This window comes from Streptomyces sp. NBC_01077, assembly GCF_045162855.1.
In the GTDB taxonomy this organism is placed as follows: Bacteria; Actinomycetota; Actinomycetes; order Streptomycetales; family Streptomycetaceae; genus Streptomyces.
Genome location: NZ_CP108669.1, coordinates 3,097,162 through 3,113,470 on the forward strand (window position 1 = coordinate 3,097,162; position 16,309 = coordinate 3,113,470).

Sequence of the window (16,309 nt, forward strand, 5' to 3'; positions counted from 1 at the left end):
CCGAGTCGGGAAACCTGTGGATTACTGTGCGGAGAGCACCGTCACACATGTGTGACGCACGGAACATCTGGCCGGAACCCCCTATCCGGAACCATGTACTGATGGGTAACGTCCGGGCAGTCCAGTCGTGCTCACCCCCACGGAGCACCTGCCAGTTCTTGGACTTCACCGGTGCATCACACAGAGCCGTGGCGCCGGCGCCCGATGAGGAGCAGCAGTCTTGCGCGAGTTCAGCCTTCCGGCCCTGTACGAGGTCCCCGCGGACGGCAATCTGACGGATCTCATCCGCCGCAACGCCTCCCAGCACCCAGATGTCGCGGTCATGGGCCGCAAGGTCGACGGCGTGTGGACCGATGTGACCGCGACGCAGTTCCTCGCGGAGGTCCGCGGGGCCGCCAAGGGCCTGATCGCGGCCGGCGTCGAGCCGGGCGACCGGGTCGCGCTGCTGTCGCGCACGCGCTACGAGTGGGTGCTCCTCGACTTCGCGATCTGGAGCGCGGGCGGCGTGACCGTGCCCGTGTACGAGACGAGCTCGCCGGAGCAGATCCAGTGGATCCTCGGCGACTCGGGCGCGACGCTGGTGCTCGTCGAGAGCGCGGCGCACCAGGAGTCGGTGGAGTCCGTAAGGGCGGACCTGCCGGAGCTGAAGGGCGTCTGGCAGATCGAGGACGACGCGGTCGCTCAGCTCACCGCGACCGGCGCGGACGTGTCCGACGAGCTGCTCGACGAGCGGATGTCGGCGGCGAACGCGGACGACCCGGCGACGATCGTCTACACCTCGGGCACGACGGGCCGCCCCAAGGGCTGCGTCCTGACCCACCGGGCGTTCTTCGCCGAGTGCGGCAACGTGGTGGCGCGGCTGAAGCCCCTCTTCCGTACCGGTGAGTGTTCGGTGCTGCTGTTCCTGCCGGCCGCGCACGTCTTCGGGCGGCTCGTCGAGATCGCGTCCGTGATGGCGCCGATCCGGCTGGGCTGCGTCCCGGACATCAAGAACCTCACGGACGAGCTGGCCTCGTTCCGGCCGACGCTGATCCTGGGCGTGCCCCGGGTCTTCGAGAAGGTCTACAACTCGGCTCGGGCCAAGGCGCAGGCCGACGGCAAGGGCAAGATCTTCGACAAGGCCGCGCACACGGCGATCGCGTACAGCAGGGCGCTGAGCACCCCGCAGGGCCCGTCCTTCGGCCTCAAGCTGAAGCACAAGATCTTCGACAAGCTGGTCTTCAGCAAGCTGCGGGCGGTGCTCGGCGGCCGTGGCGAGTACGCGATCTCGGGCGGCGCGCCGCTGGGCGAGCGGCTCGGCCACTTCTTCCGGGGCATCGGCTTCACGGTCCTGGAGGGCTACGGCCTGACGGAGTCGTGCGCGGCGACGGCGTTCAACCCCTGGGACCGGCAGAAGATCGGCACGGTCGGCCAGCCGCTGCCGGGCTCGGTGGTGCGGATCGCCGACGACGGCGAGGTGCTGCTGCACGGCGAGCACATCTTCTCGCGGTACTGGAACAACGAGGCGGCGACGGCCGAGGCGCTGGCGGACGGCTGGTTCCACACGGGCGACATCGGCACCCTCGACGAGGACGGCTACCTCGCGATCACCGGCCGGAAGAAGGAGATCCTGGTGACGGCGGGCGGCAAGAACGTCGCCCCGGCGGTCATCGAGGACCGGATCCGGGCGCACGCGCTGGTCGCGGAGTGCATGGTGGTCGGCGACGGTCGCCCCTTCGTGGGCGCGCTCGTCACGATCGACGAGGAGTTCCTGGGCCGCTGGGCTTCCGAGCACGGCAAGCCGACGGGCTCGACGGCGGCCACCCTGCGCGACGACGCGGACCTGATGGCGGAGGTCCAGCGCGCGATCGACGACGGCAACGCGGCGGTCTCCAAGGCGGAGTCGGTCCGCAAGTTCCGTATCCTCCCGGCCCAGTTCACGGAGGAGGCGGGCCACATCACCCCGTCCCTGAAGCTGAAGCGGAACGTGGTGGCGAAGGACTTCGCGGACGAGATCGAGGCGATCTACCGGGCCTGATCCCGGACGTCACGTACGTACGGCCGGAGGCCCGGAGCGATGTCGCTCCGGGCCTTCGGCCGTTCTCCGTGCCTCCGTGCCTCCGTGCCCTTTCTCCGGGCCTCCGGCGGCTGGACCTACAGCAGCTCCTTGAGCCGTTCCGCGAGGAGGTCCCAGCGCCACTTCTCCTCGACCCAGGCGCGGCCGCGCTCGCCCATGCGGGCGCGGAGTTCGGGGTCGAGGAGGAGGGTGGTGACGCGGTCCGCGGTGTCCTCGGCGGATTCGCCGCGGACGACCCAGCCGGTCTCGCCGTCGAGGACCGCGTCGGGGGCGCCGCCCGAGTCGCCCGCGACGACCGGCAGGCCGGTCGCGGAGGCCTCCAGGTAGACGATGCCGAGGCCCTCGACGTCGAGGCCGCCGCGCCGGGTGCGGCAGGGCATGGCGAAGACGTCGCCGGCCCCGTAGTGGGCGGGCAGCTCCGACCACGGGACGGCCCCGGTGAAGCGTACGGATCCGGCCACGCCGGTTTCGGCGGCGAGGCGGTGCAGGTCCTTCTCGTACGGGCCGCCGCCGACGATCAGGAGGACCGCGTCCGGAACCCGGCGCAGGATCTGCGGCATGGCCCTGATCAGGGTGTCCTGGCCCTTGCGCGGGACGAGCCGGGAGACGCAGACGACCACCGGGCGGTCGCTGAGCCCGAGGCGGGCGCGGACCTCGGCGCCGCCCGAGTCGGGGTGGAACGTCTTCTCGTCGACGCCCGGCGGCAGCTGCACCATCCGGCCCGCGGCGGCGGGTGTGAGGGCCGCCGCGATCCGGGAGCGGGTGTACTCGCCGAGGTAGGTGATCGTGTCCGTGCCCTCGCCGATCCGCCGCAGCAGCTGCCGGGAGGCGGGCAGCTGGGCCCAGCCGGCCTCGTGGCCGTGCGTGGTGGCGACGAGGCGCCGGGCGCCGGCCCTGCGCAGCGCGGGGGCCATCAGGCCGAGCGGCGCGGCCGCTCCGAACCACACGGACTCGCAGCCGTGCTCGCGCAGGAGCGCGGTCGCACGGGCGGTGACCCGAGGTGTGGGCAACAGCATGGTGGTGCGATCCCGGACGACCGTGAAAGGCTGTTCGGCGTCGAACGCGGCCGTCGCCTCGATTCCCTCGCGGCTGCGCTTCCAGGTGGAGGCGTAGACCACGATCTGTTCGGGATCCAGGCGGAGAGCCATGTTGTGCAGGAAGGCCTGGATTCCGCCGGGACGCGGCGGGAAGTCGTTGGTTACGATCAGGGTCTTGTGCATCGTGGCCGAATCTACCGCGAGCGCACCCACCGCCCAGCACCACCACTCCCCCGCGTGAGCGGGCCGACAGGACAAGGACGAGCCAGTGATGACGGGCGCAGTGGGGAAGTGGTCACGCACGGGTCTGCGACTGCCGGTCGGCCTCTGGGCCCTGACCCGGGTGGTCCTTCTGCTGTGCGTCTTCAAGGTCGTGGTCATCCCCGGACCGGACATCACGTTCGACATCGAGGAGATCTACCAGGGCTGGTACGAGGTCCTGCGGACGGGCACGTATCCGCTGGACGACGTGACCTGGCAGTACCCGCCGGCCGCAGCGTTCGCGATCCTCGCCCCCGGACTGCTGCCCTTCCTCGGCTACTCGGCCGCCTTCTTCATACTCGCCTTCCTGTGTGACGCGCTCGTCTTCGGGCTGCTCCTCCACACGGGCCGCCGGGCCGGCCGCTCGCTGCGTGGTGCCTGGATCTGGATCGCGGGCGTCGCACTGCTCGGCCCGACCGTGTACGCCCGGTACGACGTGATGGTGACCGCCGTCGCGGTGGCGGCGCTGCTCGCGGCCGGCCGGAGCCCGCGGGTCCTCGGCGCCCTCGCCGGGTTCGGCGCGGTCCTGAAGGTGTGGCCGGCGCTGCTGCTCGCGGGCACCCCGAAGGGCCGGGCGACCTTCCGCTCCTGGCCCGTGGCGGTGGGCGCGGCGGCCGCGGTGCTGCTGTTCTGCGTGCTGTGGATGCCGGGCGCCCTCGCCTTCCTGTCCTTCCAGCGCGACCGGGGCACCGAGGTCGAGTCGCTGGGCGCGATGGTCTTCCACGTGGCCCGGCACTTCGGCTGGAGCGGCGAGGCCCAGATGAACTACGGCTCGATCGAGTTCCTCGGCCCGTACGTCTCCACGGTCTCGACGGCCGCGATGCTGCTCACCTTCGTCGCCTTCGGCTGGCTGCTGCTCTGGCGGTTCAAGGCGCGCCGCTTCACCTCGTCGACGGTCGCGGACGCGGGCTTCGTGGCGGTGCTGCTCTTCACCACGACGAGCCGGGTGCTGTCCCCGCAGTACATGCTGTGGCTGGTCGGCCTGGCGGCGGTGTGTCTCGCGTACCGGTCGAGCCGGATGGAGCGGCCGGCGCATCTGATCGTGTGGGCGGCGGCGGTGACGCAGTTCGAGTTCCCGGTGTGGTTCTCGCACGTGACCCGGAGCGATCCGCTGGGCATCGCGGTGCTGTTCACCCGGAACGGCCTCCTGATAGCCGCCACGGTCATCGCCTGCCGCATCCTGTGGCAGCAGACGGTGACGGAGCCGCGTCTCGCCGGGTCCGCGGTCGTGCCCGCGCAGGCGACTCAGCCGGAGCGCGAGAAGGTCCTGTCCGGCTCCCGCTGAGAAGCGACGAGCGTACGACGGTGCAGCAGGCCCAGTGCCGCGCACTGGGCCGCCATGGCGAGGGCCATGGCCAGGCAGATGCCGGGCAGTCCGAGACCTGAGAGGCCGTACGCGAGCGGCAGCTGGACGAGGACGCCCGCGACGGTGATCCGGGCGAGGTACGGGCTCGCTCCGGTGCCCTCGAAGACCCCGGCGAGCGCGATGTACCCGGCCATGAGCAGCAGGTAGGGGCCGAGGCAGCGCAGGAAGAGCGCGCCCGCCTCCGCCACGGCGGAGTCGGCGCCGAAGGCCCCCATGACGGGTCCCGCGCCGAGGAACAGCGCTCCCGCGGAGCCGGTGCCGAGGATCCCGCCGAGCAGCAGGGCCTGCCGTCCGACGGCCCGGCGTTCGTCGTGGCCTGCCCCGAGCAGATGGGCGCTGTGGATGGCGGCGGCCTGGCGGACGGCGTAGAAGGCCATGGTCGCGACGTACATGGCCTTGGTGGCGATGCCGTAGGCGGCGATCTCGGTCACGCCGAGCCGGGCCACGACGGAGACGAGTGCGAGGGCCCCCGCCATCCGGACGGCGAAGTCGACGCCCATCGGCAGTCCGGTGACCGCGGTACGGCGCAGTGCGGCGGCGGTCCGCTCGGCAGGGCGGGCCGCGCGGGCGGCCTTGAGCAGGGGGTTGCGGCGCAGGGCGAGCAGCCCGGCGGCGAGGGCGACGGCCCGGCCGGTGACGGTGGCGAGGGCGGCGCCCTGCACCCCGTACGCGTGGATGAGCAGCGGGTCGAGGACGAGGATCAGTCCGTTGGCGAGGAAGGCGAGCCTCATGGGCGTGCGGGTGTCGCCCGCGCCCTTGAGGATCCCGTCGAGCACGTTCATGGCGAAGAAGACGGCCGTGCCGGGGAGCGAGATCGCGAAGTAGGCGGTGGCCAGGGCGTGGGCGGGGTGGTCCGGGCCGCCGAACAGCAGGGCCGCGAGCGGTTCGCGGAGCAGGTAGCCGCCGAGGGCGACGGGCGGCACGAGCAGGGCGCCGAGGACGGCGCCGCCCCGGACGGCGGCGCGGACGGCCCCCGGGTCGGCGGCGCCGCGGGCGCGGGCGACGAGCACGGTGGTGCCGGAGCCGGCCACGAGGACGACGCCGAGGAGCAGGTTCTCGACGTTGGTGGCGACCGCGACGGCCGCGACGGCGTCCCCGCCGAGCCGGGCGACCCAGACCATGTTGATGATGCCGGCGGCGACTCCGGCGAGGAGTTCGAGATAGACCGGGCGGGCGAGCCGGACGAGCGTGCGACGGTGCGCGGACGCGGACATACGAAAGAGTCCCCCCTCTTTTCGATGTACCTCGATTAGAGGTACATCGAAAAGAAGTAACATGACGACCGGTCCGACGACAAGCGCGAAGGAGGACACCCCGTGCTGGAGCTGTCGATCCTGGGCTTCCTGTACGAGAAGCCGCTGCACGGGTACGAGCTGAAGGAGCGCATCCACGGTCTCAGCGGCCATGTGCGCCCCGTCAGCGACGGCGCCCTCTACCCGGCGATCACCCGCCTGGTGAAGAACGGCCTGGTCGACAGCCGTACGGAGCCGGGCGCGAGCGCGGCCCCACGCCGGACGCTCTCCCTCACCCCCGAGGGGCGCCGGGAGCTGCTCGCCCGGCTGCGCGCCCCGAAGGACGCCGAGATCACCGACGGGCAGCGCTTCTTCACCCTGCTCGCCTTCCTGGGCCACCTCCCCGACCCGGCGGACCAGGCGGCCGTGCTCCGGCGCCGCCAGGAGTTCCTGAACACCCCGGCCAGCTTCTTCTACGAGGACGGGACCCCGGTCAGAGCCGAGCGGGAGCCGGATCTCTTTCGCCAGGGCATGCTGCGCATCGCCCGTGCGACGGGCACGGCGGAGAAGGCCTGGCTGACGGAGGCCCTGGCCGAACTCGAGGACACCCCACCGGACGGGCGCTAGCCGAGCCGCTCCCGCAGAGAGGCGCGCCAGTCGGCGGTGAACTCCTCCGGGGTGGTGCCGAGCACCTCCTTGAGGGCCTTCTCCACCGCGCCTTCCCGGCCGGGGTGCGCGCCCACCGCCCGGTAGAAGTCCGTCAGTTTCGCCTCGCCCCAGCGGTCCGCGATCAGCGCGCAGGCGAGCCAGCCGCCCTCGTACGCCCGGGCCAGCGCCTCCGCGTCCCCGCCGAAGGCGAAGTCGGGGTCCTCGGGGAGCCGGGCGGGCAGCTCGCCCGCGCGGACCGCGCGGCGCAGCTCGGGGGCGGCCTGGGCCGGGGTGCGGTCGGCGTCGCGGTAGGCGACCCAGTCGGCGAAGCCCTCGGAGAGCCAGACCGGGGTCGACGGGGTGGTGGCGGCGCGGGTGGCGACATGGACGGTCTCGTGGGTGAGGACGAGCTGCCGGCCGAACTCGCCGAGGACCCCGTACGCCTCCGGGTTGACGATCACCCGGTCCGCGGGCGCGTCCGCGCCGCCCCGGGTCTCCCCCGTGGTGACGGCGGCGATGCCCCGGTAGGAGCTGCCCGGCGCCCCGAGGAGCTCCCCCATCCCCTCCAGCGACCCGGGGACGAGGACGACCACGTCACGGGCCCAGGTGGCGGGCCAGGAGGCGGAGACGACGGGGACGGCCCGGTCGGCCGCAGCGGCGATCTCCCGGAGCCGCTCGGGCTGCTGCCCGACGCCCAGGACGAGCGAGTGGGCACCCCGGACGGTCGCGACGTCGCCCTGCTCCCAGAGGTGCCGGGGCGCACCCTGCGCCGGGCGGTCACCGGTCACGTACCAGCGTCCGGCCCGCTCGGTCAGGTCGAGGACCCGGTCGCCGGTGGCGGGCCGCTTGTCGTGGCCCTTGAGCCGGTAGCCGAGCTCGGCACGGACGGTGACGCGGTCGGCGGCCGTGTGGTCGACCCCGGTGAGCCGGTACGTCCAGCCGTCGACGGGAACCGTCGCGAGCCGCTTGAAGACGGTGAGGGCGGTCGGGGCGTACACAGGGTCGACGGCGGCCAGGTAGCCGGGCCTGTCACGGTCGAGGAGCGCCCTGGCGTGCCGGTCGAGGAGCGCCTGTATCTCCCGGGTCGCCGTGTCGGCGGGCTCGACCCGCGTACCGCAGCCGACGAGCCCCACGAGCACGAGCAGCAGGGCGGCCAGGCAGGCCGTCGCCGGCCTCCGCGCTCCACACCCCTGACCTGCCACGCCTCCGATCGTACGGTCGGAACGGCACGACCTGCTTCCGGTACGGGGTCGGACCCGGGGCGAACCCGCCCAAGGCCCGGCCAGGACCCGGGTCAGACCCGGGTCAGACCCGGGTCACCGTCACGTGCGACATCATGTTCACCGGGTCGTAGCGCACCCGCGCGCCCGGGTAGGGAGCGTGGATGACCTGCCCGTTGCCCGCGTAGATCCCCACATGGCTGGCGTCGCCGCGGTAGGTGACCAGGTCCCCGGGCTGCGCCTGCGCGAGCGGCACCTGCCGGCCCGCGTACCGCTGCGCGGAGGAGGTCCTCGGCAGGCTGATCCCGGCCTGCCCGTACGACCAGACCATCAGGCCCGAGCAGTCGAAGGCGGAGGGGCCGGTCGCCCCCCACACGTACGGCTTGCCGATCGCGCTGCGGGCGGCGATCACCGCGGCGGCGGCCCGCGACGAGCCCGGGGCGACGTCGGCCATGGGCGGCAGCTCCTCCGCGCGCCCGCCGGAGCGGGAGACGCGGTCGAAGTCGGCGCGCTCCTCGACGGTGAGGCTCGCCAGCACCCGGCGGGCCTCGGCGAGCTTGCCCTCGACGACGCGCTTGTGGCGGGCGACCTCGGCCCGGCTGCGCTCCAGCTCGACCAGGGCCGTACGGGCCTCGGACCGCTTCTGGTTCAGCCGGCGCTGCTCCCGCTGGAGTTCGCCGAGCGCGGCGCCCTGCCGGGCCGTGACCCGGTCGAGCGCGGAGGCCCGGTCGAGGTAGGTGTCCGGGTCGGAGGAGAGCAGCAGGGCGAGGGCGGGGTCGATGCCACCGGAGCGGTACTGGGCGCCGGCGACCGAACCGAGCGCGCCCCGCATGCGGTTGATGCGCTCCTGGCCCCGGGCGAGACCGTCCTGGGCCTGGGAGACCGTCCGGCGCAGCGCGTCCGCCTTCTCGTCCGCCCGGTTGTAGCCCTCCGTGGCCTTCTCGGCCTCCTCGAAGAGACGGTCGACCGTGGCACGGGTGGCCGCGGGTCCGGCCCCGGGGTCGGCGCTCGCGGGGACGGCCCCGAGGGACGCCGCCGCGGTGGCCGCGGCGGCGGTGAGGACGGTGACCCTGGCGGGTCGGCGGTGGGACGCCACGAATCGCGCTCCGTTCGGCTCGACGCAGACTGGCGCGGCAGACAGTAGCCGCTGATCACTCCGCGTCCAACGAAGCCGCCGGGCACACAAAGTGACGCCCCGCCGGAGATCACAGGTCACCGGCGGGGCGTCAGGTCAGCTTGCGTCGCGCCGAACCACCCGATTGGGCGGCATGGCGGCGCGGGTCGCGTCGGGGCGGGTCAGCCGCCGATCCGGACGCCGAACTGGAACGTGCCCATGTAGTCCATGGACTCGTAGCGGACGTAGGCGCCCGGCTTGGGGGCGTGCAGGATCGTGTTGTTGCCCGCGTACAGGCCCACGTGCGACAGGCCGTTGAAGAAGACCAGGTCGCCCGGCTTGAGCTGGCTGCGGCCGATCTTCGTGCCGTCGTTCTGCTGGGTGTACGTGGTGCGCGTGAGGTTGACACCGGCCTTGCCGTAGGACCACTGGGTCAGACCCGAGCAGTCGAACGAGCCGGGGCCCTCCGCTCCGGGGTCGTACGGCATGCCGACCCGGGTGGCGGCGGCGCTGAGCGCGGCGGCGCCGAAGCCGGACGCGGGGGCCTCGTTGCCGAGGTCGAGGCGCTCGCCGGCGGCGCGGCTGGCCCGCTGCTCCTTCGCCCGCTCCTCCTGCTCCAGCTTGGCCTGCTGGGCCGCCGTGAGGGTGTTGAGGAGCTTCTTCGCGTCGGCCAGCTTGCCCTGGTAGCTCTTCTTCTTGGCACCGAGGGCCTTGCGGACGTCCTCGAGGTCGGCGAGCTTCGTCGTGGCCTCGGCGCGCTGCTGCGCGAGGCTGCGCTGCTTCGACTGGATCGAGGTGAGGACGTCGGCCTGCTGGGCACTCAGCTGGTCGATCGCGGACGCCTTGTCGAGGTACGTGTCCGGGTCCGCCGAGAGGAAGAGCTGGAGCGCCGGGTCGATGCCGCCGGAGCGGTACTGGGCGCTGGCCACCGAACCGATCTGGTCGCGCAGGGTGTTGAGCTCCTGCTGCCCGCGGGCCACCTTGTCCTGGAGGTTGCCGACCTCCTCCTGCAGCTTCCCGCGGCGCTCCTCGGCCTGGTTGTACTGCTCGATGGCCTCTTCGGCCTCGTGGTGCAGCTTGTCGACCTTCGACTTGACCTCGTCGATCGAGGGCTTGGCGGGGGCCGCCTGGGCACCGGTCTGGGCGGTGAGAGCGACGGCTGCTGCCGCGGTCGCGGTGAGCACGGTCACGCGCATGCGGCTCGGCTGCTTGGGTCGACGGTGGGACGCCACGAAGGCGAGCTCCTTCTTCCTCAGAGCCGCCCAACCGGTAAGGGGCAGGCGGTTCCTCCGCCGCCACCCCGGATGGGTGATCAACCGCGCGAAGGTTCGATGCCCGACCCTAGTGACCAAGTTGTGATCAGTTCAAATCCCACTGGCAAAAATATCGCTCACGGACCACTTAATTTACACACACCGCACGGGCAGTGATGGGCACTTGACGGTCTGCCCTCCAGAATTCGGGCATAAGACCCAGGAGTTGCGATGCGTCACGAGAGCCGCGAAAGCCGCTTCAGCAACAAGGCGGACGCCACCGGGCGCGCACCCGCCTTCGCCACCCCGTCAGCCACCTCACGGTCGGTGGAGACCACCACGACAGGCCGACCGGGCGGCTCCGCCCGTACCAGCTGACGGATCAACTCGTCGGCCGTCACGCCGGGCTTGGAGAACAGCACCCGCACCCCGCGCGGCGGCGCGAGGAGCACCGGGGCCGCCAGCTCCGCCCCGTCGAAGACACAGGTGACCTCGGCGCCCGAGCGGGCCGCGAGGGCCGACAGGCTGCCGAGCAGCCGCAGCCGCTGCTTCTCCAACGGCATCGTGGGATAGCCGGTCTTGGTGACGTTGTAGCCGTCGACGACGAGATGGGCCTGCGGCAGTGCGAGAAGCTGGTCGAGCAGCGCCGGGTCGGTCTCGGAGAGCGCCCGCGCCGCGATGTCCTTCGGGGACATCCGCCCCGGCTCCACCGCGTCCACGGTGTCCGCCGGGTGCACCGACACGGGGGGCAGCGCGAGTTCACGGCGCAGCCCCTGGGCGGCGTCGAGGACGGTGTCCAGCAGCAGCCGCAGCCGCATGTCCTCCACCGAACGCCCCTCGCGGGCGGTCCTGCGGCTCGCCTCCAGGGCGGCCTCGACCTCGCCGAGCCGGGCCTTGAGCCGACGGCTCTCGCTCTCGGCGGACGACACCTGGGCCGCCGCCTCCGCCTTGGCGACATCGATCTCGCCCTGGACCCGGCGCAGCGCGGCCTCGCCGCGCTTGACGTCGCTCTGGGCGCTGCGCAGCTTGCGGTGAAGCGATTCCGCTTCCTTCCGGGCCGCTTCGAGGTCGTGGCGCAGCTGCTCGGTCTCGCCGCGCGAGCGGTCCCGGGCGACGGCGAGTTCCTCGCGCAGCCGCTCCAGCTCGCGCCGGCCCGCCTCGTCGGCCCGCTCGGCGTCGACGCGCTGGGCCTCCTCGCCCGCGGCGGCCACGAGCTTGACCCAGCCGGGCGGGCGCAGCACATAGGCGGCCGCCGCCACGTCGACGGGGTCGGCGGCGGCGGGCGGGATGCCGGTCTCGACGGCTCCGGCCAGTTCGGGCTGGCCCTGCTTGAACCGTTCGCCGATCCGCTGCCGGAACAGCGGGTCGCTCTCCAGGGCGGCCGCCATCGCGTTGCCGGCGAACTTGGCCCGCCGGGTCGCGGTGAACCGGGCGTACTGCCTCAGGGGCGCGGGCAGCTCCGCGACGGTCAGCCCGCCGAAGGCGTCGGCGACCAGCGCGACGACCCGCCGCCGTACGCCCTCCGGCAGTGGGTGGTCGAGCGCCTCGGCAGCGTCACCTGCCGCGCCGGTCGGCTCTCCACCGTGCGCGGGCTGCTCCACGATCCGTCACCCCTATGTCGTCCGCGCCGTCCCTCAGGAAGCGGCGCCCGGCCTGTCCACCAGTTCGATCTGGTCCACCGCGTTGCACCAGCGGCAGCGGACCGACTCGATGGTCTCACTGACCACCTGCCGCTCCTCGACCGTCGGGTCTCCCGCGAGGTCCAGATGGACGTACTCGACGACCTTGGAGGAGCGCGTCACGTCGAAGCGGGTCAGGTTGCCACAGAGCGTGCAGCGCCACCGGGTGTCGGCGGTCGGCAGGGGAACCGTCGTCATCGTGCCGTCCTTCTTCCTGTTGCGTGGTACCAGGTGCGGGAGCCGCGGTGCGCCGTCGAACTGCGGTCGTACTGCCCGTTACCCTACGGCCTCACCGGTACGCGGGGGCACGGCGAGGCACTCTGTCCAGTTCGGCCCCGGTACGCGATGATCTGTCCATGATCGACTGGCGAGGGTCGGCCCTCGGAGCCTGGCGGGGCGCCCGCGGTGGACCCACGGTGACGTACGGACTGATCGCCGCCTGCTGTCTGCTCTTCGTGATCGGCCCGGTCTCCGGACTCAACCCGGCGTACGGCGTCGGGGACGAACTCCTCGCGGCGCAGGGCGCGTACTTCCGTCGCTGGGGCGTCGTCCCCGCCGAGCTGATGAGCGGCGAGCCCCGCGCCCTGCTCACCCCGTTCACCGCGCTCTTCGTCCACGGCAGCTGGCTCCACCTGCTGGGAAACATGCTGTTCCTGTACGTCTTCGGGGCGATGGCCGAGGAGCGCATGGGTCCCGTCGAGTTCGCCCTCTTCTACCTGGGCACGGGCTACCTCGCGCTGCTCGGGTACGCGGTGGCCCACGCGAACAGTGAGCAGACCCTGGTCGGGGCGTCCGGGGCGATCTCCGGGGTGCTCGGGGCCTTTCTCTTCCTCTTCCCGCGCTCCCGGGTCACCAGTCTCTTCCCCTTCCTCTTCTTTCTGCCGCTGCGCTTCCCCGCCTGGATCGTGCTGATCTTCTGGTTCGTGCTGCAGTGGCTGGCCGCGCGGGCGGCGGGCGCCGGTCCCGGCGTCGCCTATCTGGCCCATGTGGTGGGCTTCTCCGTCGGCTTCCTCTACGCCTGGGGGCGCTACCGGGGTGGGGATAGAGTGAAAGCCCAAGCCGCGGCGACCGAGGGAGAAAGCCAGCCGTGATCACCGCGATCGTGCTCATCAAGACCAGCGTGGACCGCATCCCCGAGATCGCCGAGGCGATCGCCGCGCTCGACAGCGTCAGCGAGGTCTTCTCGGTGACCGGCACCTACGACCTCATCGCCATGGTCCGCGTGCCCCGTCACGACGACCTGGCGGACGTGATCCCCGGCAGCATCAGCAAGATCCCGGGCGTCGAGGCCACGGACACGCATGTCGCCTTCCGTACGTACTCCCAGCACGATCTGGAGGCGGCCTTCGCCATCGGTCTGGAGTCCTGAGACCTCGTACACGGCAAGAGTGAAGGGGGCCTCCCGCTCGGGAGGCCCCCTTCACCCGTACGAGTGAGTGCTCAGCCGCGGTCGGGGACGCAGCGGCCGTCCTCGGTACGGTACTTCCACTGGGCGCCGTCCCGGACGAGCTCCTTCACGGCGCCGACGAACCGCTCCACGTGCTCGTCCGGCGTACCGGCGCCGAAGCTCACCCGGATGGCGTTCAGGGAGCGCTCACCGGGCGCCGCCTCGGGGGCGCCGCACTCGCCCGGGTCCTGCGGGTCGCTGCCGAGCAGCGTGCGGACCAGCGGGTGGGCGCAGAAGAGACCGTCGCGGACGCCGATGCCGTACTCGGCGGAGAGCGCGGCGGCGAAGTGGGAGCTGTTCCAGCCCTCCACGACGAAGGAGATGACGCCGACGCGGGGGGCGTCGTCGCCGAACAGCGACAGCACCTTGACCTCGGGCACCTCGGCGAGGCCGGCGCGCACCGTGTCGATCAGGTGCTGCTCACGGGCGACCAGCTGGTCGAAGCCGGCCTCGGTCAGCGCCTTGCAGGCGGAGGCGATGGAGTACACGCCGATGACGTTCGGGGAGCCGGCCTCGTGCCGGGCCGCGGTGGTGTGCCACTCCACGTCCACACCGCCGTCGGCCCGACGCGCCACCTTGCGGGAGGCGCCGCCGCCCGCGAGGTAGGGCTCGGAGTCCTGGAGCCAGTCGGCGCGGCCCGCGAGGACGCCGGAGCCGAAGGGCGCGTACAGCTTGTGCCCGGAGAAGGCGATCCAGTCCACGTCGAGGTCCTGGACGGAGACCGGGTGGTGGGGCGCGAGCTGGGCGGCGTCGAGCACGATCCGGGCACCGTGGGCGTGCGCGGCGGCGGCGAGCTCCTTCACCGGCCACAGCTCACCGGTGACGTTCGAGGCGCCGGTGACGCAGACCAGGGCGGGACCGTAGGGGTCGCGGTCGGCGAGGGCGCGCTCCAGGGTGGCGACGGCCTGCTCCGGGGTGCGCGGCGCGTTGAGGTAGGTGACGCGGGCGTCGCGCCACGGGAGGAGCGAGGCGTGGTGCTCGGTCTCGAAGACGAAGACCTCGCAGCCGGCCGGGATGGTGGCGGCGAGCAGGTTGAGCGAGTCGGTGGTGGAGCGGGTGAAGACGACCTGGTCGCCGGGGCGGCAGTCGAGGAACTCGGCGACGGTGGCGCGGCTGTTCTCGAAGAGGTCGGTGGAGAGCTGGGAGAGGTACCCGGCGCCGCGGTGGACGCTGCCGTAGTAGGGGGCGTAGGCGGCGACGTCGTCCCACACCCGCTGGAGGGCCGGGGCGCTGGCCGCGTAGTCGAGCGCCGCGTAGGTCACCTCGCCGCCGGTGACGAGCGGGACGGTGACGTCCCGGCCGAGGACGGGCAGCGGGGCGGCGCAGCAGGGGTCGGCGGACTCGGCGGCGGTCTCGGCGGTCGCGGTCACGACGGCGGCGGACTCGGCGACGGCGATGGCGGCGTCAGGGCGTGCGGACATGGCGGTATCTCCCGGCGGGCGGTGCTGAATGGCTTCGGTGATCCCGTACGCGGCCGGACACGGCGGGGTACGGGTGAGGCCTCGGAGGACATGGGAGGGCACGGCAGTACACGCGGGTACGCGGAAGTGACCCTGATCCGATGATCCGAGGGTGAAGAAGGGGCGTATTCGCCCTATCGCATTCGCTTGCTCACGGAAAAAGCTCCTCGAGAGACCAGGACCCCTGGTGTTCGAGGGGTCCGCGCTTGCCGTAGACCTCGCTGCCTACGGCCTGGTCATCACCCGGGGCACCCCGCCACGGACGGAGGGTTGCCGGACAGCAAGCCGGGGCCAAAACGCTGTCACTCGTGACCTGTAGAGCATCCTGCCACATGATCGACGAAGCACAAGACCCCGGTCCGCATGCTGGACCGGGGTCACACGTCGGGACGATCGCTACGCGTTGCTGGCGGCGATCCAGCGCTCGAGGGACCGGAGGGCCGCGCCGGAGTCGATCGACTCGGCGGCCTTCGCGATGCCCGCGCTCAGCCGCTCCGCCAGGGTGCCGGTGCCGGGCTCCAGGGCGGTGAGCGCCGCGGCCGCGTTGAGCAGCACCGCGTCCCGTACCGGACCGGTCTCGCCCGCGAGCAGCCGGCGGGCCACGTCGGCGTTGTACGAGGCGTCGGCGCCGCGCAGGGCCTCCAGGGGGACGAGGTCGATACCGACGTCCCGCGGGTCGAAGCGCTCCTCGGTGACGCCCCCGTCCCGGACCACCCACACCCGGGAGGTCGTGGTGGTCGTCAGCTCGTCGAGTCCGTCGTCGCCGCGGAAGACCAGGGCGGAGTTTCCGCGCTCGGCGAGGACCCCGGCCACGATCGGCGCCATGCGCGGGTCGGCGACCCCGACGGCCTGGGCCCGTACCTTGGCCGGGTTGGTCAGCGGACCGAGGACGTTGAAGGTCGTACGGATGCCCAGCTGACCGCGCGCGGCGGCGACGTGCCGCAGCGAAGGGTGGAACTTCACCGCGAAGCAGATGGTGATGCCGGCTTCCTCGGCGACCTCGACGACCCGCTGCGGGGTCAGGTTCAGGTTGATGCCGAGCTTCTCCAGGACGTCGGAGGAGCCGGAGGCGGAGGACGCGGCGCGGTTGCCGTGCTTGACGACCTTCGCGCCCGTTCCGGCGACCACGATCGACGCCATCGTGGAGATGTTCACCGTCTTGGCGCCGTCGCCGCCGGTGCCGACGATGTCGACGGCGGGGCCCGGTACCTCGATCACGTTGGCGTGCTCGTACATGGTCCGTACGAGACCGGTGATCTCCTGAACGGTCTCGCCCTTGGCGCGGAGCGCCACCATGAATCCGGCGATCTGTGCGTCGGTCGCCTCGCCGCTCATGATCAGGTCCATCGCCCAGGCCGTGTCGTCGGCGGACAGGTCCCTGCCGTCGAGCAGCCCGTTCAGCAGGACGGGCCAGGAGCGGCCCGCCGACGTAGGTCCTCCAGCGGGGGTCGCAGCGCTCATGGCAGCTCCTGGTGAGTCCGTAACGGCTAGGGCTCCACCCTATCGACCCGCGGGGACGGCAAAGAGCCCCGTCCA

General features: G+C 72.3%; 14 protein-coding genes and 1 riboswitch. Of the genes, 5 read left to right on the top strand and 9 right to left on the bottom strand.

Translation table 11 applies throughout. From position 1 onward, the window contains the following. The first annotated feature begins 220 nt into the window (after positions 1 to 220). Positions 221 to 2,017, top strand: coding sequence for an AMP-dependent synthetase/ligase (locus OG462_RS13815; protein ID WP_406057724.1), 1,797 nt, complete (start codon positions 221 to 223; stop codon positions 2,015 to 2,017). Positions 2,018 to 2,133: 116 nt separating this feature from the next. Here the strand turns inward: OG462_RS13815 and OG462_RS13820 are convergent, their stop codons facing one another. Next, the gene (locus OG462_RS13820) at positions 2,134 to 3,276 is read right to left on the bottom strand and encodes a glycosyltransferase family 4 protein (protein WP_406057725.1); all 1,143 of its coding nucleotides are present in this window, start codon (positions 3,274 to 3,276) and stop codon (positions 2,134 to 2,136) included. 88 nt (positions 3,277 to 3,364) lie between these two features. Here OG462_RS13820 and OG462_RS13825 point away from each other — a divergent pair, with 88 nt between their 5' ends. After that, a complete protein-coding gene (locus tag OG462_RS13825) occupies positions 3,365 to 4,639 on the top strand; it encodes a glycosyltransferase 87 family protein (RefSeq protein WP_406057726.1) in 1,275 nt (424 codons plus the stop codon). Here OG462_RS13825 and OG462_RS13830 read toward each other — a convergent pair. After that, positions 4,600 to 6,126, bottom strand: a complete 1,527-nt coding sequence (locus OG462_RS13830; protein ID WP_406057727.1) for an MATE family efflux transporter — start codon at positions 6,124 to 6,126, stop codon at positions 4,600 to 4,602. The two genes, OG462_RS13825 and OG462_RS13830, sit on opposite strands and share 40 nt — an antisense overlap. On the opposite strand from OG462_RS13830, the gene OG462_RS13835 reads away from it, so the two are divergent. Beyond that, the gene (locus OG462_RS13835; protein WP_406057728.1) at positions 6,037 to 6,579 is read left to right on the top strand and encodes a helix-turn-helix transcriptional regulator; all 543 of its coding nucleotides are present in this window, start codon (positions 6,037 to 6,039) and stop codon (positions 6,577 to 6,579) included. The two genes, OG462_RS13830 and OG462_RS13835, sit on opposite strands and share 90 nt — an antisense overlap. Here the strand turns inward: OG462_RS13835 and OG462_RS13840 are convergent. The 5 genes from OG462_RS13840 to OG462_RS13860 all read right to left on the bottom strand — a co-directional run bounded on the left by OG462_RS13840 (position 6,576) and on the right by OG462_RS13860 (position 12,064). After that, on the bottom strand, positions 6,576 to 7,802 hold the full coding sequence (locus OG462_RS13840) for a hypothetical protein (protein ID WP_406057729.1): 1,227 nt from the start codon (positions 7,800 to 7,802) through the stop codon (positions 6,576 to 6,578). The genes OG462_RS13835 and OG462_RS13840 overlap by 4 nt on opposite strands. A 103-nt stretch (positions 7,803 to 7,905) precedes the next feature. Next, positions 7,906 to 8,916, bottom strand: coding sequence for an NlpC/P60 family protein (locus tag OG462_RS13845; RefSeq protein WP_406057730.1), 1,011 nt, complete (start codon positions 8,914 to 8,916; stop codon positions 7,906 to 7,908). Between the two features lie 200 nt (positions 8,917 to 9,116). After that, on the bottom strand, positions 9,117 to 10,166 hold the full coding sequence (locus OG462_RS13850; protein WP_406057731.1) for an NlpC/P60 family protein: 1,050 nt from the start codon (positions 10,164 to 10,166) through the stop codon (positions 9,117 to 9,119). Positions 10,167 to 10,423: 257 nt separating this feature from the next. Further along, the gene (locus OG462_RS13855) at positions 10,424 to 11,788 is read right to left on the bottom strand and encodes an NYN domain-containing protein (RefSeq protein WP_406057732.1); all 1,365 of its coding nucleotides are present in this window, start codon (positions 11,786 to 11,788) and stop codon (positions 10,424 to 10,426) included. A 33-nt stretch (positions 11,789 to 11,821) separates the two neighbouring features. Then, positions 11,822 to 12,064, bottom strand: a complete 243-nt coding sequence (locus tag OG462_RS13860) for a hypothetical protein (RefSeq protein WP_030314394.1) — start codon at positions 12,062 to 12,064, stop codon at positions 11,822 to 11,824. A gap of 158 nt (positions 12,065 to 12,222) precedes the next feature. On the opposite strand from OG462_RS13860, the gene OG462_RS13865 reads away from it, so the two are divergent. Together OG462_RS13865 and OG462_RS13870 are read left to right on the top strand one after the other, a co-directional pair. Continuing rightward, positions 12,223 to 12,957: a rhomboid family intramembrane serine protease gene (locus OG462_RS13865; RefSeq protein ID WP_406057733.1), complete on the top strand. Its 735-nt coding sequence runs from the start codon at positions 12,223 to 12,225 to the stop codon at positions 12,955 to 12,957. Beyond that, a complete protein-coding gene (locus OG462_RS13870; RefSeq protein ID WP_406057734.1) occupies positions 12,954 to 13,235 on the top strand; it encodes an Lrp/AsnC family transcriptional regulator in 282 nt (93 codons plus the stop codon). The genes OG462_RS13865 and OG462_RS13870 overlap by 4 nt, the downstream gene beginning before the upstream one ends. A 71-nt stretch (positions 13,236 to 13,306) precedes the next feature. On the opposite strand, the gene OG462_RS13875 is transcribed toward OG462_RS13870, so the two are convergent. Continuing rightward, positions 13,307 to 14,734 (bottom strand): aminotransferase class V-fold PLP-dependent enzyme, encoded by a 1,428-nt coding sequence (locus tag OG462_RS13875; RefSeq protein ID WP_406057735.1) that lies wholly within the window; start codon positions 14,732 to 14,734, stop codon positions 13,307 to 13,309. 236 nt (positions 14,735 to 14,970) lie between these two features. Then, positions 14,971 to 15,087, bottom strand: a riboswitch (SAM riboswitch). An 82-nt stretch (positions 15,088 to 15,169) separates the two neighbouring features. Continuing rightward, positions 15,170 to 16,234, bottom strand: coding sequence for an anthranilate phosphoribosyltransferase (trpD, locus tag OG462_RS13880; RefSeq protein WP_406057736.1), 1,065 nt, complete (start codon positions 16,232 to 16,234; stop codon positions 15,170 to 15,172). Positions 16,235 to 16,309 lie beyond the last annotated feature (75 nt).